The 22,038-nt window shown below is 57.3% G+C and carries 21 protein-coding genes; 9 read left to right on the top strand and 12 right to left on the bottom strand.

Annotation, left to right across the window (positions count from 1 at the left end):
• Positions 1-5: 5 nt before the first annotated feature.
• From GWQ29_RS07035 to GWQ29_RS07045, 3 genes are read left to right on the top strand one after another with little or no spacing between them, the layout of a single operon-like run.
• Positions 6-545, top strand: a complete 540-nt coding sequence (locus GWQ29_RS07035; RefSeq protein WP_275919078.1) for a hypothetical protein — start codon at positions 6-8, stop codon at positions 543-545.
• A 12-nt stretch (positions 546-557) separates the two neighbouring features.
• Positions 558-2,375: a dynamin family protein gene (locus tag GWQ29_RS07040; protein ID WP_275919079.1), complete on the top strand. Its 1,818-nt coding sequence runs from the start codon at positions 558-560 to the stop codon at positions 2,373-2,375.
• Between the two features lie 39 nt (positions 2,376-2,414).
• A complete protein-coding gene (locus GWQ29_RS07045; RefSeq protein WP_275919080.1) occupies positions 2,415-4,064 on the top strand; it encodes a GTPase in 1,650 nt (549 codons plus the stop codon).
• 383 nt (positions 4,065-4,447) lie between these two features.
• Here GWQ29_RS07045 and GWQ29_RS07050 read toward each other — a convergent pair whose 3' ends face one another.
• From GWQ29_RS07050 to GWQ29_RS07070, 5 genes are all read right to left on the bottom strand, one after another.
• On the bottom strand, positions 4,448-4,720 hold the full coding sequence (locus GWQ29_RS07050; RefSeq protein ID WP_275919081.1) for a hypothetical protein: 273 nt from the start codon (positions 4,718-4,720) through the stop codon (positions 4,448-4,450).
• Between the two features lie 612 nt (positions 4,721-5,332).
• Positions 5,333-6,235 (bottom strand): nuclease-related domain-containing protein, encoded by a 903-nt coding sequence (locus GWQ29_RS07055; protein WP_275919082.1) that lies wholly within the window; start codon positions 6,233-6,235, stop codon positions 5,333-5,335.
• 285 nt (positions 6,236-6,520) lie between these two features.
• Positions 6,521-7,291, bottom strand: a complete 771-nt coding sequence (locus GWQ29_RS07060; protein ID WP_275919083.1) for an ABC transporter substrate-binding protein — start codon at positions 7,289-7,291, stop codon at positions 6,521-6,523.
• 63 nt (positions 7,292-7,354) lie between these two features.
• Entirely contained in the window at positions 7,355-8,170 is an 816-nt protein-coding gene (locus GWQ29_RS07065) for a carbon-nitrogen hydrolase family protein (RefSeq protein WP_275919084.1), read from the bottom strand.
• Between the two features lie 8 nt (positions 8,171-8,178).
• Positions 8,179-9,330, bottom strand: a complete 1,152-nt coding sequence (locus GWQ29_RS07070) for a methionine aminotransferase (RefSeq protein ID WP_275919085.1) — start codon at positions 9,328-9,330, stop codon at positions 8,179-8,181.
• Positions 9,331-9,443: 113 nt separating this feature from the next.
• On the opposite strand from GWQ29_RS07070, the gene GWQ29_RS07075 reads away from it, so the two are divergent.
• Positions 9,444-10,334 (top strand): LysR substrate-binding domain-containing protein, encoded by an 891-nt coding sequence (locus tag GWQ29_RS07075; RefSeq protein ID WP_275919086.1) that lies wholly within the window; start codon positions 9,444-9,446, stop codon positions 10,332-10,334.
• A gap of 112 nt (positions 10,335-10,446) precedes the next feature.
• Here GWQ29_RS07075 and araA read toward each other — a convergent pair whose 3' ends face one another.
• From araA to GWQ29_RS07090, 3 genes are read right to left on the bottom strand one after another with little or no spacing between them, the layout of a single operon-like run.
• The gene (gene araA, locus GWQ29_RS07080; protein WP_113721788.1) at positions 10,447-11,946 is read right to left on the bottom strand and encodes an L-arabinose isomerase; all 1,500 of its coding nucleotides are present in this window, start codon (positions 11,944-11,946) and stop codon (positions 10,447-10,449) included.
• 20 nt (positions 11,947-11,966) lie between these two features.
• Entirely contained in the window at positions 11,967-12,665 is a 699-nt protein-coding gene (locus GWQ29_RS07085) for an L-ribulose-5-phosphate 4-epimerase (RefSeq protein ID WP_275919087.1), read from the bottom strand.
• Entirely contained in the window at positions 12,662-14,353 is a 1,692-nt protein-coding gene (locus GWQ29_RS07090) for a ribulokinase (protein ID WP_275919088.1), read from the bottom strand. The genes GWQ29_RS07085 and GWQ29_RS07090 overlap by 4 nt, the downstream gene beginning before the upstream one ends.
• Positions 14,354-14,714: 361 nt before the next feature.
• Here GWQ29_RS07090 and GWQ29_RS07095 point away from each other — a divergent pair, with 361 nt between their 5' ends.
• From GWQ29_RS07095 to araC, 4 genes are all read left to right on the top strand, one after another.
• On the top strand, positions 14,715-15,698 hold the full coding sequence (locus GWQ29_RS07095; RefSeq protein WP_059169096.1) for an arabinose ABC transporter substrate-binding protein: 984 nt from the start codon (positions 14,715-14,717) through the stop codon (positions 15,696-15,698).
• Between the two features lie 75 nt (positions 15,699-15,773).
• A complete protein-coding gene (gene araG / locus GWQ29_RS07100) occupies positions 15,774-17,273 on the top strand; it encodes an L-arabinose ABC transporter ATP-binding protein AraG (RefSeq protein WP_275919089.1) in 1,500 nt (499 codons plus the stop codon).
• A gap of 50 nt (positions 17,274-17,323) precedes the next feature.
• Complete coding sequence (gene araH / locus GWQ29_RS07105) at positions 17,324-18,325, top strand: L-arabinose ABC transporter permease AraH (RefSeq protein ID WP_017412388.1); 1,002 nt, start codon at positions 17,324-17,326, stop codon at positions 18,323-18,325.
• Between the two features lie 152 nt (positions 18,326-18,477).
• Positions 18,478-19,389 carry an arabinose operon transcriptional regulator AraC gene (araC, locus tag GWQ29_RS07110; RefSeq protein ID WP_005310828.1) on the top strand — a complete coding sequence of 304 codons (912 nt, stop codon included), beginning with the start codon at positions 18,478-18,480 and terminating at the stop codon, positions 19,387-19,389.
• Between the two features lie 127 nt (positions 19,390-19,516).
• Here araC and ykgO read toward each other — a convergent pair whose 3' ends face one another.
• Positions 19,517-19,642, bottom strand: coding sequence for a type B 50S ribosomal protein L36 (ykgO, locus tag GWQ29_RS07115; protein ID WP_005300174.1), 126 nt, complete (start codon positions 19,640-19,642; stop codon positions 19,517-19,519).
• A complete protein-coding gene (locus GWQ29_RS07120) occupies positions 19,639-19,908 on the bottom strand; it encodes a type B 50S ribosomal protein L31 (protein WP_021140431.1) in 270 nt (89 codons plus the stop codon). Before GWQ29_RS07120 ends, ykgO begins: the two co-directional genes overlap by 4 nt.
• Before the next feature lie 279 nt (positions 19,909-20,187).
• Between GWQ29_RS07120 and GWQ29_RS07125 the strand changes: the two genes are divergently transcribed.
• Positions 20,188-20,436 carry a DinI family protein gene (locus GWQ29_RS07125; protein ID WP_021140432.1) on the top strand — a complete coding sequence of 83 codons (249 nt, stop codon included), beginning with the start codon at positions 20,188-20,190 and terminating at the stop codon, positions 20,434-20,436.
• Between the two features lie 155 nt (positions 20,437-20,591).
• Here the strand turns inward: GWQ29_RS07125 and GWQ29_RS07130 are convergent, their stop codons facing one another.
• Complete coding sequence (locus tag GWQ29_RS07130; protein ID WP_275919124.1) at positions 20,592-21,377, bottom strand: DUF2927 domain-containing protein; 786 nt, start codon at positions 21,375-21,377, stop codon at positions 20,592-20,594.
• A gap of 70 nt (positions 21,378-21,447) precedes the next feature.
• Positions 21,448-21,951, bottom strand: a complete 504-nt coding sequence (locus tag GWQ29_RS07135; RefSeq protein WP_005310875.1) for a M48 family metallopeptidase — start codon at positions 21,949-21,951, stop codon at positions 21,448-21,450.
• Positions 21,952-22,038: the final 87 nt, after the last annotated feature.

The raw sequence follows: 22,038 nt of genomic DNA on the forward strand, positions 1-22,038 counted from the left end.
AAAATATGGCACTACCTTGGTTAATCGGTGCAGCAGTAGTCGGTGCCGTTTCATATGCGGCAAAAAAGCTCAAAGAGGAAGAGGAAGAGCGTGAATGGGAAGCGCGCCAAGAGAGAAGGCGTGAGCGTGAAGCAGAAGAACGGGCCGAACAGGCGCGGCAGGCTAAAGCTCTCGAAGAGCGGAAACAAGCGACGCTCAGAAAATATGTAGAGCAAGGTGAAGAGCAAACAGGTGATTTTAAACAACTGCTGGATGGTTTGGTTGAGGTGAAATATACCAAAGTACCTGCATTTTGCGCCGACTTGCTCAAAGGGGCTCGCCAAATAAGAACACCCTTTATCACTGCTTACAAACTAGATTTTATGGATAAAGTAACCAAAGACAGTCTAACCCGTTTTGAAACCTTGTATCAGGTTGAATTGCAACCCGATCCTGCCATCTATGATGCTCATAGTCAGATTAATAATGCAGAAGAGGTTTTAGGTAAATTGAAAAGTGTACGTCAACGGCTAGAAAACAAACGCGATCAACTGTGCAAGCGTTGAGAGGGGAGTTAGATGTCTGAGGTTATGTTACGCGAAAACCTGATTGCATCGTTTCATGCTCTCCAGGGGCAATTCGAGACGTCGTTGGCTGAAGCGCGTGAGCTCGATCAACAATTCACGGATCTACGTCAACAGTTTCACCGTCATATGGAGACACACCTTACTACCGCCCAAAAAAATTTGCCAAATGATAATCCATTGAGCACCCAGCTTAAGGGATTTCTCTCGGCAGTCGCAGCTACCGACACCGCTTGGAATAATGAGATCAGCAAGCGTGATAAGGGCATCAAGTTTCGTAAGGGGTTTAACGACTCTCTACTGGTGTTTATCTATGGCAAGGTGAAGTCAGGTAAAAGCTCATTAGGTAATTACATGGCTTGGGGTCATACTGACCCCGACCAGAGGGTTAAAGAGGCGCTACCCACAGATAGCCATCCAAGTTATTTCACCCATGAAAATACCTGTGCCTCAAACGGCGATAGCCAAGATGAGGCTTTGAATCGTCGGGAGTTTCGCGTCGGCGCCACCGAAGCAACCAGCTCGATACAAGGTTTTCGTTTGCCTGGCCTGACCTGGGTCGATTCACCTGGCCTGCACTCGGTGAACGAACAGAATGGTCGTCTCGCCCAAGATTATGTGGAACACGCCGACCTTATTCTCTATACCATGCGCTCCGATGCACCGGGCCGAGCCAGCGATCTTAATGAAATTCGCAGCCTTAATACCCAGGGTAAAGAGATGCTGATCCTGGTCACTGGCAGTGACCTCAATGATGAGTATTGGGATGATGAGCTTGAAGAGATCAAGGTCACGGTGCAGATGAAGAGCGCTGAGCGTCGACAGGATCAGCGTGATGTTATTTCCCGCGAACTAGGTTTTATCAACAGCAATCATCTGCTTTCTATTTCGGCTCGGTATGCGCAGGAGCATGCCAATGATTTTGAAAAACTGGCTGATAGTGGTATGGGGCAACTTTTCTCCACATTGCATCGCATCTCGCAAGATAAAGGGCTACGGTTGAAAAAAAATGTGCCCATGCAAAATTTTTATAATTTTATGCAGGGGTGCCAGATGGAGTTATCACCCTATAAGGATTTGATCGCTGAGCTCGAGACGACAATTAGCAGGTTACAGGCAGATGTACCTAAGGCTGTAACGCGGGAAATTCGCGTTGCACAGGCCACGATGCGCCGTTCGATCGATATCGATTTTGATGAGCTTGCTGGGCGGCGCAACGAAGAATATCTGATGAATGTGGCGCTGCGTAAAGCTCATCGTAACTGGGACAGTTTGTTGCAAGGTGTGATCGGGCAGGCGCTAAGTAACGTCTTCGCTCAGATAACAGAGGATTTTAAAGATGCCGTCAGTAAGACCTGGCACGCAGCTGCACTGAAGCTGCCCGATTTCAACCTCGACAAGGCAATGGAGCAGATCCCAGGGGGAGTGCGAAAGGGGAATCGTGGTCTTACTAGTGGAGTTGGGACTTTGATTGGTGCTGGTTTGGGCTTCGTTGCTGGTGGCCCCGCAGGGGCTGCCATTGGGGCCACTGTAGGTGGGAGCCTTGGTGGTGTTGCTGGCCGAGGTGCCGAGGTCAGCATGCGTGAGGTTGAAGTGATCACCGGAGATAACCTTGAACAGCTCCTTGCACAGACACATACCGCCTACGCTCAGGCTATTGAGGCAACTGTTCGTCAGCACGCTGACTTTTCGTTAACGCGTCAGCTCGATGCTGCACTGCAAACTGCTCGGGTACTGACCCAAGAGGTCACTCGTACCCAGCTGGGTTTCGAGGAACTCAAACAGACAGCACAACAAAAAATTCAGAAATAGTATTGATGTCAATGTGAACGTTATTAGTGAGGTTTCATTATGCAGATTACATCCAGTCAGCTTTACGATACCTATAAACTGACTAGTCAATTGATTGCCGATTACCCAGTTATGCAGAAGGAATTTGAGACTGTTATCACTCAGTTTGAAGACAAGCTGCAGACTCCCGGGATTTGCGTCATGGTATATGGCATATATAACGCGGGTAAAAGTACTTTGATCAACGCTCTGCTTGGTGAGGAGTCTGCCCCCACTGGAGATATACCCCTCACTAGCACGGTGGGAGCATATCGCTGGAACAATCACACCATTCTAGATACGCCTGGTGTCGATGCCCCGCTTGAGCATGAGGAGGTAACCAAGGTACAGATGATGAAGGCCGATGCCATCATTTTTGTGGTCAATCCGTCTGGTGCGGCAGAAGAAGAAAAGACCTTGAAAAAGTTGATCGATCTGCTGGAGGAAAAAAAGAAACTGTTCTTGGTATTCAACGAAAAAAATCCACTTGGGCAGGAAGATTTTATCCGTCTTAAGGATCAGACTCGCTCCCGTTTACAGGTTCTGGCGGCGGACAGAGGCATGAGCGGCGTATTGCAGGATATCCCCATCATGCGAGTTAATGCAGCGCGGGCACTGAAAGGAAAACTTTCTGGTCAACAGGGCCTTGTCAATAATAGTGGTTGTCCGGAGCTGGAAACTGCGCTAAACGACTTTATTGGCAGCATTGACCTGAATGATGTAAATCAACGGTTAGCCAATACTTTACAGACTTTTTTGAGTGATTTTCTGGCTCAGTTGTCTAATTCGAGCAGCAGTGACATGGTGCGCAAATATGACGAACTACTCAAGCGCCTAGTTAAAGATCAGAATCATTGCCGTCACGAAGTGTCAAACCAGATAAGCCGCAGTAGCAAACAAGTTTATGAGCGTAGCAAGAGTGCAATTCGGCAAGATCCCTCACAATCTCAGCCTATCATCGAACAGATCTATCAAGAGGCTTCCTCTCAGGTGGTACTCAGCCTTGAGGATGAGCTGAATTACCTCGTTTCCAGCTTCAGAGACGAGATCGAGATTTTGGAAGCTGCGCTCGACAGGGAACAACTAAATCTTAACAGCAAAGCCGATATTCCCTCATTCACCGAACAACACGATGCATCAAGAGCGCCTCGTGAGAGCGTGTTCTCACGTATTGATGGTGACATGATTGGTCAAGGGTTTAAGACGTTGAGCGGGGCGGCAAAACCGGAGCATATCATTTCAGCTCTCAAGCTCACTAAAGAGTGGTTTCCTTCACTCATGAAGGGGGTCGGGCCAAAAACAATGGAAAAAATTGGTGCTAAAGTCGTTGGAAAATACATCCCCTATGTCGGTACGGGCATTACCGTGCTGATGTCCATGTGGGATCTCTATCAAGGTGACCCCGCGAACAAGCAAATGCAGGATCAATATGAGCAAATGCAGCGCGAACGTGAACGCTTCGAGCGGGAAGTAGAAGATATTGCTCAAAATCTCAGCAGTCAGTTTGATATGGAGATGCGCACAATTGTTCGTGCTGAACTTGATCCTCGATTTACTCAGATGAGTGAAAAATTGGAAACCTCACTCACTGCCGCCAGCGGGCAGGATAATGCGATCCGGGCTACCACATTGGCTGCACAGGATCTCCTTACTCGTCTGCAAGTAGCTTGAATTGCCATGCAACCAGTATTGACCCCATTTCCCTGCTCCGCCTGTGGTCAGTGCTGTCGTAGGGTGAGTGAGAGCCCTCAAACTGTTTTCCTGGATGCTGGTAATGGTGTCTGCCGTTATTTCAACGAGCAGAGCCATAATTGCACAATCTATGCAAATCGTCCCCTCGTCTGTCGAGTGGAAGACTACTATCGTGTCAAGTTGGCGGAGGTAATTTCTTGGGATGAGTTTGTTAAGATCAACGTGGAAATCTGTCTGCGCCTCCAACAATGACTGGCATAGATGAACAAGAATAAAAATGAGTGATATTGTAGTGTCTAATGCCAGTCAGGCCTGACTGGCATTGTTTTATGGGCTTTTTTCACACAATATTTCTATTGTTCCTACTGTGGGAGTATTTGCAAATCCGCGCTCTTGAGCTTGAAGGTGCAACCTTGCTTGATCAGCTCGTCCCGGTTGGCCAGCACCAGCGGGTAGAGCAAGGGATGTTGTTGGTGTTCACCGTTATAGCTCACCTGCATCCGTTCCAATGCGTAATGTACTAAGGGGATCCGTTGGCTGATCAATAGCAGGTTCTCAGTCATGGCATAGTCTCTGGCAATAATGGCCTGTTGTCCTTCACTGAGCCCGGGATTGGGAACGACTACCGCAGTCATGCTGAACGTATTGCTGGGGTGGGATGAGCGAGTGCGGCTTGTTTACTGTCTGCTGGTGGGGGCTTTCTACATGGGGAGCCTTTCAGGCTCGAGTGAGGTTGTTTGAATTCTTCAGCAAGTGATTTAAATATAACAGGAAAATGAACTTCTGCAGTTTATGCCCACGAACTTCTGCATGTGGTGTTTCAAATATGAAACAGCTGGACGGGTCTGGCTTGGTTTTATTACGGAAAAAACGTACGGCAAAAACGGATGAAATCCTGTCGGTTAAGTTGCTCAGTCGAAGAGTGTTACTATCTGTAGCAATGCCCCTCAAATTTCACCACGTCCCAGTTGTGTACCACTCTCATCAGCGTTAGAGCCATAAACCTTTATAAATCAGGTCATTAAAAAAGACATATTGCAAAACGTGGAAATAGAAGGTGGGCTCAATGCCGGATTGTGCTGTTTTGCTCATAAGTTCCGAGATAGGGTGTCCGGGATGGCGACGGCGCCAAAGTACCTGAGTGAGCGGTGCCCTGCACCACAATTGCCTGCATGGTAAACCATAGCGCAGGCAGAACGAAGGGCAGCTCGTCTGGCTGCTGGTTTATTGGGCTGATTGTTGTGGTGTCATTTGGCGATGTCTCTTACTTTTTGCTCCACCTGATGGGCAATAGCTTGAATATGTGCCAGTTCCAGTGTGCCTACTCTCAACTGGGGCAAGACTTTGGGTAGTGCGGCTGCACTGACGACATAGGGGGCGGTCGTCTTTTGACACAATTCGATATACCAGCCGGGTAGCACCAGGATCCCGCCCACCGGCACATCTGTACCCGTGGCGCTATTGAGCCAGTTACGCACCGAGGTAACGCTGCGCCTAACCTGATCCAGCGGTTCGGTTTCTACATGATTTGGGAAGTGCAGCACATTGTTTTCCACCCTTACCTTGAACTGCCTGGTACCGTCATTGATGGGTTTGGATCGCCCCTTGGTTTCGACAACGAAGACGCCATTGGGGGAAATTATCAGGTGGTCGATGTTGAACCCATCGAACGGAATATCGTGATAGACCCGATAGGGGTGATCCTTGGGCCTGACTAGGTATTCGAGCTCCTGACCGACGGCCAGCTCACAGGCATAGCCGAGTTTCAGATGCTGTAGGCGTCGGATGACCTGATAGGTGCGATAGGAGAAGTAGCTAAAGGCACCTGCTGCCATTACCCCGAAAATGACTAGTTGGTTGAGTGATACCCGAGTGCCGTCGAGGGTGTTTTGCAACAATGCCAGCAGGGCGACCATGAGCAGCATCAAGGGGGTCATCAATATGAGGCCGAAGAGATCGATCCGCTGATCATCAATTTGCTCTTGCAGGGTATGGCCTGCCGGCCTGAGCAGATCCCGGGTCAAAGGGCTGGTGTGATGCCGTTTGTACCTCTTCATGATAAACGTCATGGCGCCAATCAGTAAAAATAAGGGACCCAAAAAGAGCAGGGCAATAGCCAGAATCGAGGTGACCACAGAGGGGAGTTCCATTCCATCTCCTTGAAATGCGACAGACAACGAAATTATTACCGAACAATCCCTATGCGGAAGTCTCTTTTTCGCTTGCACAGAGGGTTGCAAGGGAAGGATCGAGGTCAGAAGGCAGATAGTGCTTGCTGCTATTGGTATCAGACCATGCTCTCCCCCGTCGAGGTGACAGGCTGCCTGCTTAAAGGAGGGCAGTTTGCCGCCTTGCCGGCAGATCCCGGGTAAAAGAATGCCAGTCGGTGTCGACTGGCATGCAAGGTATGGCCTGACAGATGCCCGGCGTCGGGATCAGAGCAGGTCTTCCAGTTGATACTTCTTGAGCAGCTGGTCGAAGGTGCCATCCGCCTTGACGCTCTCGATGGCGGCATCGAACTGGCCCTTGAGCTTGTCATCGTTTTTACGCAGGGCCACCGCCACTCCTTCCCCGAGGATCTTGTCCTGGGTGCCGTTGAACTGTGGGCCGACGAAGGCGAATTGCTTGCCCATCTCCTTGTCGAGGAAACCGACCTTCAACTGCACCATGTTGCCGAATGTGTAGTCGGCTCGGCTGGACTGCAGATCCAGCATGGGGGACTGGGCGTTGACGTAGCGCTTGATCTTGGCCACGTCACCGTAGCGGGCCGTGATGAAGTTGTCCTGGGGCGTGCCCTCCTGCACCGCTATCACCTTGTCCTTGAAGTGCTCAGGGGTGTCGGCAAAGTCGGTCGCCTTGTCGCTGCGTCCCACGAAGCGGTTCTGCATCATGTAGTAGACCTGGCTGAAAGCGACCTTCTGGCGCCGCTCGTCCGTGATGTTCATGGAGGACATGATAGCGTCGTACTTGCGCACCTGCAGGCCGGGGAGCAGGGCATCCCAGGGCTGGTTGATCACCTCGCACTCCGTCTTCATGGCCTCACACAGGGCATAGGCCAGATCTACTTCGAAGCCGCCGAGCTTGCCGCTGCTGTCGACCATTTCGAAGGGAGGGTAGGTGGCGTCGGTGGCTATCACCAGGGGTTTGGCGGCGGCCTGGCCGGCGGTGGCCAGGGCCACCAGCATCATTGCGGTATTGAATTTCATGGTCATTCCCTTGCAGTTGTGGCGTCTGTGGCGTCATGCCAATGGTCGTGAAGGATGCCGGCTTCAGATGCCGACGGCTATCTTGCGATGGGTGAGGGCAGGCAGCTGGCTGCGCACCAGGCGCTGGGCCGCCAGATCCAGGGTGGCGATGGCCATGCCCTGACCCTCCTCTACCTGGGCCAGCACCCGGCCCCAGGGATCGATGATCATGCTGTGGCCGAAGGTGCGGCGCCCGCCGGGGTGCTCACCTCCTTGGGCTGAGGCCAGCACGAAGGCCAGATTCTCCACCGCACGGGCCCGCAGCAGCAGCTCCCAGTGCGCCAGCCCGGTGGTATGGGTGAAGGCCGCGGGCAGGGCGATGAAATCGGGGGCAGGGCTCAGGCGAAATAGCTCGGGAAAGCGCAAGTCGTAGCAGATCCCGACGCGCAGCACCCCCCAGGGCAGGGGATGACTCACCACCTCCCGGCCCGGGCTCATGGTCGCGGCCTCGTCATACTGCTCCTGCACGGTGCAAAAGCCAAACAGGTGCAGCTTGTCGTAGCGGCTCACGAGCTCCCCTTTCGGGTCGATGAGCAGGCTGCTGTTGTGCATCTTGCCGGGCTCATCGCTTTCAAGGGGCAGGGTGCCTGCCAGGATCCAGAGGTGAAGCTCCCGTGCCAGTTCCTGGGCCCAGGCCAGCAGAGGGTGATCGCTCACGGGGGCGGCCAGGGCAACCCGTGCCCGCTCGTCGGCAGGCATCAGGTAGAAGTACTCGGGCAGCAGGGCCAGCTCGGCCCCTTGGGCCGCGGCCCGGCGCAGCAGCGCCTCGGCCTGGGTCAGGTTGTGGTCGAGAGTATCCCCGGACACCATCTGCAGGACGGCAACGCGTACTGAGTCCATGGTGCCTCCTAGACGCCGCACAGGCGCTCGGCGCCCGCCAGCAGGGTGTCGTCATCCTTGGAGAAGGAGAGGCGGATGACCCGCTGATCCGTGCCGTCGTGATAGAAGGCGGAGACCGGAATGGTGGCGACCCCGTGATCTCGGATAAGGCGCTGCACGAAGAGGCTGTCCGGTTCGTCGCTTACCCGCTCGTAGCTCGCCAGCATGAAGAAGCTGCCGGCGGAGGGGAGCAGGGTAAAGCGCGATTCCGCCAGGGCCGAGACCAGCAGGTCCCGCTTGCGCTGGTAGAAGGCTGCCAATCCCTGGTAGTGGGCCGGTTGCTGCAACAGGTGGGCGAAGCCGTACTGCATGGGGGTGTCGGCGGCGAACATGGCGAACTGGTGCACCTTGCGGATCTCCTCCATCAGGGGGCGGGGCGCCACGCAGTAACCCACCCGCCAGCCGGTGACGTGGAAGGTCTTGCCGAAGGAGAAGACGGCGACTGAGCGTTCCACCAGCTCCGGATAGCGGATCACGCTCTGGTGCAGGGCGCCGTCGAACACCACGTGCTCGTACACCTCGTCCGAGAGGATCAGGATGTCGGTGCCGCGCACCAGGCGGGCCAGGTGTTCCTGATCCCCTGCCTGCCAGACGGTGCCGGTGGGGTTGTGGGGGGTGTTGAGCACTATCATGCGGGTGCGGGGGGTGATGCGGGCCGCCACTTCATCCCAGGGGATGGCGAAATGGGGTGCCTTGAGGGCGATCACCACAGGAGTAGCCCCCTGCAGCTGGATCATGGGGCGGTAGCTGTCAAACGCCGGCTCGAACATGATCACCTCGTCCCCCGGGTGCACCAGAGCTGTGATGGCGCAGAACAGGGCCTCGCTGGCGCTGGCGGTGATGGTGACTTCCTCGCCGGCGTCATAGTGGTGGCCATAGCTGGTCCCTATCTTGGCCGCCAGTTGCTCGCGCAGGGCGGGCAGCCCCGTCATGGGGGCATACTGGTTCTCCCCGGCCAGCATGGCCTCGTGAGTCACCCGGATGAGCTCGGGATCGCAGGGGAAGCTCGGCGCCCCCTGGGAGAGGTTGATGCTGGGATGGCGGGCGGCCAGATCCCCGATCACGCTGAAGATGGTGGTACCCACCTGGGGCAGTTTGCTGACAATGCGGGGGGAAGACATGACGTCGTCACCTGAGTGTTTGAAAGATGTCCCTTTTTAGTCCTCGCTCTCTTGCCGGACAACGGATTATTCGGCATGTTATGCATGAGTTTTTCTCAAGCATGGAGGCTTGTATGTTGTCCAGCCAACCCCGCAGCCAGTTGCCCCTGTATGGCTTGCAGGTTTTCGAGTGTTCTGCCCGCCACCTGAGTTTTACCCTGGCCGCTGACGAGCTGTGCGTGAGCCAGGGGGCGGTGAGCAAGCAGATTGCCCAGCTGGAGGCCCGCCTCGGCCACCTGCTCTTCGTACGAGGTACCCGTTGCCTGGCCCTGACCCCGGCCGCCGAGCGCCTGCTGCCCTTCGTCCGTGAGGGGCTGGCCCGCATAGGGGAGGGGCTCTGCGCCCTGCAAACCCTGCCCCACGAGCAGGCCATCAGCATCAAGGTCCCTTCCTGCGCCAGCCGCTGGTTGCTGCGACGGTTGCAGGACTTCGAGGGGGAGGCAGTCGAAGTGCGCGGCAGTCACAGCCACGGCATCGATTTCTCCCGCGAGCCCTTCGATCTCGCCATCGTCTATCAATCCTGTCTGGCGCGCTATCCCCACAGTCAGCCCCTGTTTCGGGAGCGGCTGACCCCGGTCTGTGCCCCCGCCTTTGCCACCAAGCACCGTTTGTTCGAGCGCACCATAGAAGAGCTGCCCCAGCTGCCCCTGCTCCATGCCAGCGCCGATCGGCGGGATTGGCGCAACTGGTTTGCCGCCTTCATCGCCACCCCCTGGCAGCCCCAGGGAGGCCAGCTGTTCGATACCCTGGACTTGGCGATGAATGCCGCTTTGCAGGGATTCGGCCTCTCCCTCGGGGATCCCTCCATAGTGGCCGAGGAGCTGGAGAGCGGTGCCCTGGTAGCCCCCTTTGCCCCGGTGCTCAGCACGGATCACGAGTATGCCCTGGTTGCCCGTCCCAACAGCCAGCGCCAGGGAGTGCAGCGGGTCTGTCACTGGCTGCTGGAGAGCCGCGACCATCCCTGATCGCCGTCAGTTCCTTCCCTGACAGGGTGACATCTGTCTGCCCCATCAAAAAAGCAACAGCCCCGCTGGCGGGGCTGTTGTCATGCTGGTGGCTGCTGGCCTTAGAAGTGGGTCAGTGGCAGATCTTGTAGTAGACCTCGTTCCAGCGAAGCGTCTCTTTGAGTTCGGGGATGCGGGTGTGCTCGTCAATCACCACGAACTCTATGCCCATGATGTCGGCGAAGGTGCGCAGCTGCTCTATGTCTACCGACTGGGTGAACACAGAGTGGTGGGCGGCGCCCGCCAGGATCCAGGCCTCGGCGCTGGTCTGAAGGCTCGGCAGGGGCTTCCACAGGGCGCTCGCCACCGGCAATTTCGGCATGGCCTCTGGCAAGTCCACCACCTCCAGCTGATTGACCACCAGCCGGAAGCGATTGCCCATGTCGATGAGGCTGGCGTTGACCGCCTTGCCGGCTGGCGCCGCGAACAGCAGACGGGCAGGGTCGGCCTTCTTGCCGATCCCCAGATGCTGGGCATCCAGAACGGGTTTGTCGGCGGCGATGGAGGGGCACACCTCCAGCATGTGGGATCCCAGTACCAGGTTGTTGCCCGCCTCCAGGTGGTAGGTGTAGTCCTCCATGAAGGAGGTGCCGCCAGCAAGGCCTGCCCCCATCACCTTGATGGTGCGCAGCAGGGCCGCCGTCTTCCAGTCCCCTTCGGCCCCGAAGCCGAAGCCTTGTTGCATCAGGCGCTGGCAGGCCAGCCCCGGCAACTGGTGCAGGCCGTAGAGATCCTCGAAGGTGGTGGTGAAGGCGCCAAAACCGCCCTCGGTGAGGAATTTCTTCATCCCCAGCTCCTGGCGCGCCGCCTCGTAGAGGGACGCGCGCAGTGGCCCACCTGCTTGCACCGCCTCGGTCAGGATATAGCTCTGTTCGTACTCGGCCAGCAGCGCCTCGATATCGGCGGCGGGCACGGCATCGATGATCTTCACCAGATCGCCGACCGGGTGATAGTTGACCTGATAGCCGAACTGGATCTGGGCTTCAATCTTGTCGCCTTCGGTGACGGCCACGTTACGCATGTTGTCGCCAAAGCGGGCGATTTTCATGTGGCGGCTGTCGTGAATGGCGGCGGCGATGCGCATCCAGTTGCCGATCTTGCTCCTGGCTTCCTCATCCTGCCAGTGGCCGACCACCACTGTGCGTGGCAGTCGCAGGCGGGCCCCCATGAAACCGAACTCGCGCCCGCCGTGGGCGGTCTGGTTCAGGTTCATGAAGTCCATGTCGATCTCGCTCCAGGGCAGATCGCGGTTGAACTGGGTGTGAAATTGCAGCAGAGGCTTTTGCAGCTGACTCAGGGCCGGGATCCACATCTTGGCGGGGGAGAAGGTGTGCATCCACACCATGAGCCCGACGCATTGCTCGCTGTGGTTGGCATCGCGAGCGACGCTGCTTATTTCATCGAGGGTAGTGCCGGTGGGCTTGAGCACTATCTTGATGGGCAGCCCGGCCCCCTCGTTGAGTTGGCTGGTCATGGTATGGGCATGATCGGCGACCTGCTTCAAGGTGGTCGCGCCATACAGGTGCTGGCTGCCGACCAGAAACCACACTTCCAGCTGTTTCATAAATTCCATGATCTTGTCCTCTTGATTGATTAAGTCTCGGTCTGGCCGTAATAGGCGTGCTTGCCATGTTTGCGCTGGTAGTGTTTCTCCAGCAGGTAGTCTGGCAGGGCGTGCGCCTCTGGGTTTATCTGGCCGGTGAGCCACGCCATGCGCGCCACCTCTTCCAGCACAACGGCGTTGTGCACCGCCTCATCCGCATCCTTGCCCCAGCTGAAGGGGCCGTGGTTGGCCACCAGCACCCCCGGCATGGTGAGAATGGGGGTCTGTTTGAGGGTCTCGACGATGAGATGACCGGTCAGCCCCTCGTAATCCTCTTCGACCTCCCTCGGGGTGAGCAGACGGGAGCAGGGGATCTCGCCGTTGAAATAGTCGGCCTGGGTGGTGCCAAAAATCGGGATGGCGCGGCACGCCTGGGCCCAGGCGGTGGCGTGGGTGGAGTGGGTGTGCACCACGCCGCCGAGTTCAGGGTAAGTGCGATAGAGCACCAGGTGGGTGGCAGTGTCGGAAGAGGGGCGCAGGGCCCCCTCCACCTGTCTGCCGGTGAGATCCAGCACCACCAGGTCCTCAAGCTGCATCTTGTCGTAACTGACGCCGCTCGGTTTGATGACCACCAGACCCCGCTCCCTGTCGATGCCGCTCACGTTGCCCCAGGTGAAGGTCACCAGATGATGGCGCGGCAGATCCAGGTTGGCGGTCAGCACCTGCTCTTTGAGCGCTTTGAGGTTCATGCCAGTGCTCCCTGGTTGTAGAGGGGCTCGGCGGCATGGCTCCATTGAAGGTAACGCTGATAGAGCCGCTCATATTCGGTGACCCGCTCAGGGTGTGGCTGGTGGGTGCGCTCCACGGCGCTCGCCATGTCCCGCTGGGCATCAGCCACATCGGTGTAGATACCGGCCGCCACGGCGGCAAAGATGGCCGCCCCCAGGGCGCAGCACTGATCCGATGCCACCACCTGGATGGGGCGATTCATCACGTCGGCGCAGGTCTGCATCACAGTCGTTGATTTGCGGGCGATGCCGCCGAGCGCGATCACCTGGTCCACCGGCACCTGTTGGCTAGTCATGCACTCCATGATGCTGCGGGCACCGAAGGCGGTGGAGGCAACCAGAGCGCCGAACAAGTCGGGCGCATCCGTGCCGAGGTTGAGCCCGGAGACTGTGCCCTGCAGGCGCTGGTTGGCGTAAGGGGTGCGGCGTCCGTTGAACCAGTCGAGCACCACCGGCAGGTGAGCAAGGTCACGCTGCTGATCCCAGGCGGCGGCCAGGCTTGGCAACAGCTGCTGCTTGTGGGCCTCGATGGCGGTATAGAGCTCCGGATACTGAGCGGCGAGCCGGTCCAGCGGCCAGCTCAACTGGCGCTGATACCAGGCGTAGATGTCGCCGAACGCCGATTGTCCCGCCTCCAGTCCCACCCTGCCCGGCACCACGCTGCCATCCACCTGGCCGCAGATCCCGGCAATCGCACGATCGCCTATGGTGGCTTCGTCCGCGATCAGGATGTCGCAGGTAGAGGTGCCTATCACCTTGACCAGCGCATTGTTGCCGGCCCCGGCCCCGACCGCGCCCATGTGGCAGTCGAAGGCGCCGCCTGCCATCACCACCTCGCAGGAGAGGTGCAGCCGCTCTGCCCATTCGGGCGTCAGGGTGCCGACCGGCAGATCGGCGGTCCAGCTGTCGGTAAAGAGCGGGAAGTCGAGATCCTGGGTCAGCAGCGGATCCAGCGCATTGAGAAAATCAGCGGCTGGCAGGCCGCCCCAGCTCGGGTGCCAGAGGGACTTGTGGCCGGCGGAGCAGCGCCCGCGCTTGATATTGGCAGGGGCCTGGGTGCCGCTCAGGATGGCGGGTACCCAGTCGCACAACTCGACCCAGTTGCAGGCGGCGGCGCGCACCGCAGCATCGCTGCGGGAGACGTGCAGTATCTTGGCCCAGAACCACTCGGAGGAGTAGATGCCGCCGATATAGCGGCTGTAGTCGGGAAACCGGCCGCCGTGGCAGAGCGCCGTGATGGCCTCGGCCTCCTCGATGGCGGTGTGATCCTTCCACAACACGAACATAGCGTTCGGGTTGTCGGCGAACTCCGGGCGCAGGGCCAGCACTCGCCCTTCCTCATCGATGGGGGCCGGCGTCGAGCCGGTGCTGTCCACCCCTATGCCGCGCACGGCGGTTCGCTGGGCGGGGGTGAGCTGACTCACCACCGCCACCACCGCCTGCTCCATGGACTCCAGATAGTCGAGGGGGTGGTGGCGGAACTGGTTGGTGACCGGCTGGCAGTAGTGGCCGGCCTGCCAGCGTGGGTAATAGACGACATGGGTCGCGAGTTCAGCGCCGTCGTGGCAACGCACGGCGAGTGCCCTGACCGAATCGCTGCCGAAGTCGAGTCCTATGACGATGTGCTCGGACTTGGGGTGCTCAGACATATGTGCTCCTGACCATCAATGAAGGGGTAACAGGGAGGAACCATAGGAGATGCACAGAGCGGACGGTTAGCCATTGGCTGCTGGAAATATGGATTTAAACGCTGTCAGTGCAAGAGGGTGACGACCCTCCTGAATTTGATATGTGACTATTTTGCTAAATATATAGACAAAATGGCTGCAATTTCATGGCGTGATCCTGCTCTCCATTTTTTCATGTGAAAACGATTACAACTTGGTTCGCTCATCTAGCGACAACAATAACATCATGTTTGAACGTGCTTTTATGCGGCTACGGAGTGAATCAACTGAACAGCCGCACTTCGTTGATACATGGATTGATAGAACAGTTGGAGACACTCGCATGAACAAAATAGTTAAAAGCATGATTGCAGTAGGGTTTGCCCTCGGTATAGCAAATTCTGCTTTCTCTGCTGAGGCATTGAAGCTGGGCTACCTGGTCAAGCAGCCGGAGGAACCCTGGTTCCAGACCGAATGGACCTTTGCCGACAAGGCCGGCAAGGATCTCGGTTTTGATGTCATCAAGATTGCCGTGCCCGATGGCGAGAAGACCCTCAATGCCATCGACAGCCTGGCGGCCAACGGCGCCAAGGGCTTTGTCATTTGCACTCCTGATCCCAAGCTGGGCTCGGCCATCATGGCCAAGGCCAACAGCATGGGGCTGAAAGTCATCACGGTGGACGATCAGTTCGTCAACGCCAAGGGCAAGCCCATGGAAAATGTGCCACTGGTGATGATGGCCGCCACCAAGATAGGGGAACGCCAGGGGCAGGAGCTCTACAAGGAGATGCAAAAACGCCAGTGGGACGTGAAGGCGACAGGGGTGCTTGCCATCACGGCCGATGAGCTGGATACCGCCCGTCGCCGGGTTGAGGGTTCTCTGAGCGCGCTCAAGGCCGCCGGTTTCCCCGATGCCCAGATCTATCGTGCGCCGACCAAGGCCAATGACATTCCGGGGGCACTGGACGCCGCCAACTCCATGCTGGTGCAGCATCCCGAGGTGAAGAACTGGCTCATCGTCGGCATGAATGACAACACTGTGCTCGGCGGCGTGCGCGCCACCGAAGGGCAGGGCTTCAAGGCCGGGAACGTCATCGGTATCGGCATCAATGGGGTGGACGCGGTGAACGAGCTGTCCAAGTCCAGCGCCACCGGTTTCCTCGGCTCTCTGCTGCCAAGCCCGGATGTGCACGGCTACAAGAGCATCCAGATGCTCCATGACTGGGTGGTCAATGACGTAGAGCCGGCCAAGTTCACCGAAGTGACCGACGTTGTGCTCATTACCCGCGACAACTTCAAGGTCGAGCTGCAGAAAAAAGGTCTGTGACAGGCGCGGTTTAACCCCTGACATCTCTACAGGCATGACGCAAAACCGCCCATGCCTGTTACCTGGAGTAAACACATGGATCAGTCAGTTCCTTATCTGGAGTTTTGCGGCATCAGCAAGGAGTTTCCTGGCGTCAAGGCGCTGCAAAACGTCTCCTTTTCCTGTCACCGGGGCACAGTGCATGCGCTGATGGGCGAAAACGGCGCGGGCAAATCCACCCTGCTCAAGATCCTGAGCGGCTTTCAGGCCCCCACCACAGGGGTGGTGAAGCTGGATGGCCAGGAGAGGGTGTTTCAAAACACGGTCGATGCGCTGGAGAGCGGGATCGCCATCATTTACCAAGAGTTGCATCTGGTCCCCGAGATGACCATCGCCGAGAACATCTATCTGGGCCAGCTGCCCACTCGGCACGGTGTCATCGATCGGGAAAAACTGTACCGGGATGCGACCAGACAGCTGGCGCGCCTCGGCATGGATGTGTCGCCCGAGACGCCGCTGAAGTACCTGTCGCTGGGCCAGTGGCAGATGGTGGAGATCGCCAAGGCTCTGACCCGGGATGCGCATATCATCGCCTTTGATGAGCCGACCAGCAGCTTGTCGTCCCGCGAGATAGAGCAGCTGTTTCGGGTCATTCGCCAGCTGCGCGATGAGGGCAAGGTCATCTTGTATGTCTCCCATCGCATGGACGAGATCTTCGAGTTGTGTGATGCCATCACCGTTTTCAAGGATGGCCAGTTCGTGCGCACCTTTGACGCTATGGCAGAGGTCAGCCGGGATCTGCTGGTCAAGACCATGGTGGGACGCGAGCTGACGGATATCTATGGCTACAGCCCTCGTCCATTGGGGGACGTTGGCTTGCAGGTCAGCAACCTGATGGGACCCGGGTTGAAGGCACCCATTTCGTTTGAAGTGAAACGCGGCGAGATCCTCGGCATTTTCGGTCTGGTGGGCGCCGGTCGCAGCGAGCTGATGAAGCTGATTTTTGGTGCCGACAAGATGGTGTCCGGCGAGATTTCGGTGTTCGGCAAGCCGGTACCCATCCGCAATCCCATCGATGCCATTCACAGCGGCATCATGCTCTGTACCGAGGACAGAAAGGCCCTTGGCATCATCCCCATCCACTCGGTGCAGGAAAACATCAATATCAGCGCCCGGCGCCACAAGGCGTGGGGAGGCTTCTGGATCAACCAGAAATGGGAAGACGAGAACGCACGGCTGCGGATCCGCGACATGCGGGTCAAGACCCCGTCTCCTCATCAAGCCATCATGAACCTCTCCGGCGGCAACCAGCAGAAGGCCATTCTGGGCCGCTGGCTCTCCGAAGACATGAAGGTGATCTTGCTCGACGAGCCGACCCGCGGCATCGACGTCGGGGCAAAAAATGAAATCTACAACGTGATTTACGATCTGGCCAAGGTAGGTATTGCCGTCGTGGTGGTCTCGAGTGAGCTGCCGGAGGTACTGGGCATTGCGGATCGGATCATGGTCATGCGGGAAGGGGTGATCGCAGGGGAGCTTTCCCACCATGACGCCAATGAAGTCAAGGCGCTGAACCTGGCCATGCCGGCCCGTTGACAACCCATGACAGCGATGTAACAGCATCCGGAATAATCAGGAGAAATACCATGACAACAACGACTTCTGTCGGTCAGGCCGCGACTGTCTCGGCGGCCACCGGCACCAGAGTGCAACTGGCTCGAGTGTGGGATCAATACGGGATGCTGGTGATCTTCGCCATCCTGTTCCTGCTGGCCTGCGTGCTGATCCCCAACTTTGCCAGCCTGATCAACATGCGTGGCTTGGGCCTTGCGGTCTCCATGTCCGGCATGGTGGCCTGCGGCATGCTGTTCTGCCTCGCCTCCGGTGAATTCGACATGTCGGTCGGCTCGGTCGTCGCCTGTTCCGGCGTGGCCTGCGCCGTGGGGATCAACGCCACCGAGAGCATCACTGTCGGCATCCTGGCCGGCATGTCGGTCGGCGTCCTGTTTGGCCTCATCAACGGCATAGTGGTGGCCAAGTTCAAGATCAATGCCCTGATCACCACGCTGGCAACCATGCAGATGGCGCGCGGGGTGGGCTACATCATCTCGGACGGCAAGGCGGTCGGTATAGTGGAGGAGGGCTTCTTCGAACTTGGCAGCTCAGCCCTGCTGGGGATCCCGACGCCTATCTGGCTGACGGCGCTGTGCTTCGTGCTGTTTGGCCTGCTGCTCAACAAGACCACCTTTGGCCGCAATACCCTGGCGATGGGGGGCAATGAAGAGGCCGCCCGGCTGGCGGGGGTCAACGTGGTGCGCACCAAGATCATCATCTTCACCATGACGGGGCTGATCGCCTCGATTGCAGGGATCATTCTCGCCTCCCGCATGACCTCCGGGCAGCCCATGACCTCCATCGGCTTCGAGTTGGTGGTCATCTCGGCCTGCGTGCTGGGAGGGGTCTCCATGAAGGGGGGCATTGGCAAGATCTCCTACATCATCGCCGGTGTGTTGATCCTGGGTTTGATGGAAAATGCGATGAATTTGCTCAACATATCCCCGTTCGCCCAGTACGTGGTGCGTGGCTTGATCCTGCTCGCCGCCGTCCTGTTCGACCGCTACAAGCAGGTGCGCAAGGCACGAGTCTGACCCTGGTTTTCTCACGCCATCTCAGGCCAGCATCTCGCTGGCCTTGTTGTCTGGACCTCCCCCGGCGCGCAGCAGACCCGACTGTGAGCCAGTTCAATAAATTCACACTGCGCTGGCCGTCAGATAGCGTGTTCCCAAAGCGAGTCTCTACAATGGCCCATGCCGATTTTTTTACCCAAGCGCTTTTTTGTGCCATGTCATCAATGCAAAAAGAGAAGCCAAAACAACTCAATCCCCTGTTGCCCGGATATGCCTTCGATGTCTTCCTCGTCTCTGGCATGACACCTATCGAGCAACACAGCCCGCTCGACTTCATCATCGACCGACCTGGTGGCATGAAGGGGTTCATCGTCAACTTGACCATCAAGGGCAAGGGGCAGATCTTTCAGGGTGATCAGGCGTTCACGGTGGAGCCAGGCGACTTGCTGCTCTTCCCGCCCGCGGCCGTGCACCATTACGGCCGGGCACCGGATGCCCGGGAGTGGTATCACCGCTGGGTTTATTTCCGGCCAAGAGCCTATTGGGCCGACTGGCTCAAGTGGCCGCGGGCGGTTGCCAATGTGGGGCGTCTGAATCTGGCAGACGGTCAATTGCTCGATGAGTTTGATGCGCTGTTTCTCGATATCGAAGAGACCCACAAGCAGCTGAGGCCCATGTCGGAGCAACTGGCAATGAACCTGTTGGAGCGGCTGCTCATCCGTTGTTACGAGGCGTCCTCCCTGACGGAATATCCCGCCATTGATCACAGGGTTCACGAGGCGTGCCAGATCCTGAGCGACTCGCTTTCGGCTGAGATATCGGTCGAGGCGTTGGCCGAGCAGGTGTTTTTGTCTCCTTCGCGGCTGGCTCACCTGTTTCGCGAGCAAGTGGGGGTGAGCATAGTACGTTGGCGCGAAGATCAGCGGATCATGCGGGCCAAGCTCCTGTTGCAGACCACGCCCATGTCGGTCGCCGCCATTGGCCAGCAGGTGGGGTATGACGATCAGCTCTACTTCTCACGGGTGTTCAAGAAACGGGTCGGTGTCAGCCCGACCGAATATCGCAAATGCGCCACCCCGCTCTGACAGGGGGATTGCAGACAGAGGCGAGGCGCCAGCCAGGCGTCATCAGTGTCGTAGATGACAGATCAGGCCAGTTTTTCGAAGGTTGTACTGGCCCCCGGGAAGAGGGCCAGTGAAGGGGCTGACTTGCTCAGCGCTGGCGGGCCTTGAATCTGGGATTGCTCTTGCAGATCACGAACAGCTTGCCGCGGCGACGGACAATCTGGCAATCCGGGTGGCGAGACTTGGCTGATTTGAGGGAGGAGAGCACTTTCATGACTTGTCTTTTCCTTTGTTGAAGAATTGGCCGAAACGTTGACCAAAGCGGGCGACCTGACCCTCCTTGCCGATCTGCTTCTGCTTGCCGGTATAGAAGGGGTGCGAGGCACTGGAGACATCCAGGGTCACATAGGGATAGGTCTTGCCGTCTTCCCACAATTTGGTGCGATCTGTCTTGAGGGTGGAACCCACCAGAAAATAGGTGTTGGCGGTCAGATCGTGAAACAGGACCTGACGGTATTCGGGGTGAATGTTGGGGCGCATGATACTCGCTCTATGAATTGGTATGTTATCTTATAACAATCAAATCATGCTCCTGTTGAGAATGAATATCAACTATTTTTTAGGGCGCTATCAGGGTAGATGAAGGGGGCATGGAGCATAAAACGGGCGGGTATGAGCCGCCCGGGAGCAGGAAAACCGGTTATCTGCGACGTCACTGCAACTTTGATTGAAGGCCTGCTTGGGGAAGCAGATAATCCCTCCTTTACTTTTGATTTTTACTGTATAAAAATACAGTTATAAATCATGGAGACTTATCCTATGCGTCTGGAAATCATCATCGACAAGAAACATCAGATCCCTACCACCACCATGGAGGCGCTGCGTCAGGAGTTGCTCAAGCAGCTGGGCGAGAAATTCCCCGACCTGCATGTGCGGGTCGCGCCGGGCGGCGCCATGGCGATGACGGTCAGCCGGGCCAGCAAGGAAGACAAAGAGCTGGCGGAGGCCATGGTGCAGGAGGTGTGGGAGAATGCCGACAGCTGGATGCCGGAAAACGCCGCCTCCTGAGGCCCGATGGCTACCGCGTGAGTGTAAATAAGGCAGGCAGGCCTGAAACCGGATTATCGGATCAAATGAAACGCAGCTCTGGGCTGCGTTTTCTGTATCCGTATCTGGCTATGTTACGACTCGCACTGTTTAGCCTCTGCTGAAGACAGATACGCTTACAATCCGGCCCACCGTTTGAGGCTGTTGACCTGGACTCTCTGATCGGCCTGGGTTATCTCGCCATTGGCGCGAAGTGCCTTGATGGCGACAGGCAGGGCGGCGCGCACCTCGGCGGCCGTCATGCCGGTGTGAAGGGCAGGGTGATAGGCGAGCTTGAGCAGCACATAGTCGAGTCCGGTGGGGAAGCTGTCGATGCTGTTGTCGTTGAAGATGGAGGGAAACACCTTGTCAGAGTCGTTGGGCAGCCCCATCACCTGGGTGAGCTCTTCCACCACACAGTCGAGAAAACGTCCCTTGGCGCGGCTGTAATCCACGGGAATGATGATGGTGGCGCGCGCTATCTCGTAACGGGCATTGATGGCAAAGTTGGCCATACAGAGCCCTTCCTTGAGCGCCGTCGTGATGGCCGCACCCTGGCCCATGGTCCGTTTGGCCCAGCTCGCCATCCGGGCTCGTTCGGTCATGATGAGTGTGATGTTGGGTTTGTCGTTCACCAGGGTGATGGGGCGGCCTATGATGCCAGCCAGATGCTGGCTCTGGATCTTGACCACTTCGGTTTGCAGCGGTTTGTCGCCAAACTCGTTGATGAGCTTGAGGCGGATGGGCTGTTGCCAGCGGGCAAATCGCACGTTCTGCTCCTCGCCATACTCCCGCTTCATGGCGACTTCGAAAAAGCTGTCGATGAGATACGTATCGTTCTGCCAGCGCTCGGCGGCAGTGAGGGGCAGCGCCAGTAGCTGCGCCATCATGATCCACACTCCCGTCAGCCATCCCTTGAACATGACGGAACGGGGGCGGGGCAACAGGGTGCGGCGAAATGGGATCATGTTTCCTCCTTGAAACGGCTATCGATCAGCGAGCGGCACGCTCAAGGTCACGCCAGGTAAGCCAGAGCCTGAGATCAAACTCCAGTTGATGATAGTCCGGCTCCATGTGTTGACAGAGCTGGTAGAAGGCCTTGTTGTGATCCTTCTCTTTCAGGTGGGCCAGCTCGTGTACCACTATCATCTTCAAAAAGGCAGGGTGGGCCTCCTTGAACAGGGCGGCGATGCGGATCTCGTTCTTGGCCTTGAGCTTGTTGCCTTGCACCCGGCTGACGTAGGTGTGCAGACCGAGGGCATCCTTGATCACGTTGATCTTGCCGTCGAAGATCACCTTGGAAAGGGGCGCCGAGCTTTTGAGGTAGCGATTCTTCAACTCCATGGTGTAACCCAGCAATGCCTTGTCACTCTGGATCAGGTGACTGTCCGGGTAGCGTTTTTCCAGCATATCCCCAAGCTTGCCTGCCGCGATCAGCTGTTGTACCTGGGCCTTGAGCGGGTCTGGATAGCCCCCGAGATAGGTCAGTTCCACCATGGTTTGTCACTCGTCACATCAAAAAGAGCGTCATTGTAGTCATCCCGCGTCGGCTTGGATAGGGCTTGCGCTTGCCCGAAACGGGTC

Source organism: Aeromonas sp. 2HA2 (genome assembly GCF_029237345.1).
Lineage (GTDB): Bacteria > Pseudomonadota > Gammaproteobacteria > Enterobacterales > Aeromonadaceae > Aeromonas > Aeromonas salmonicida.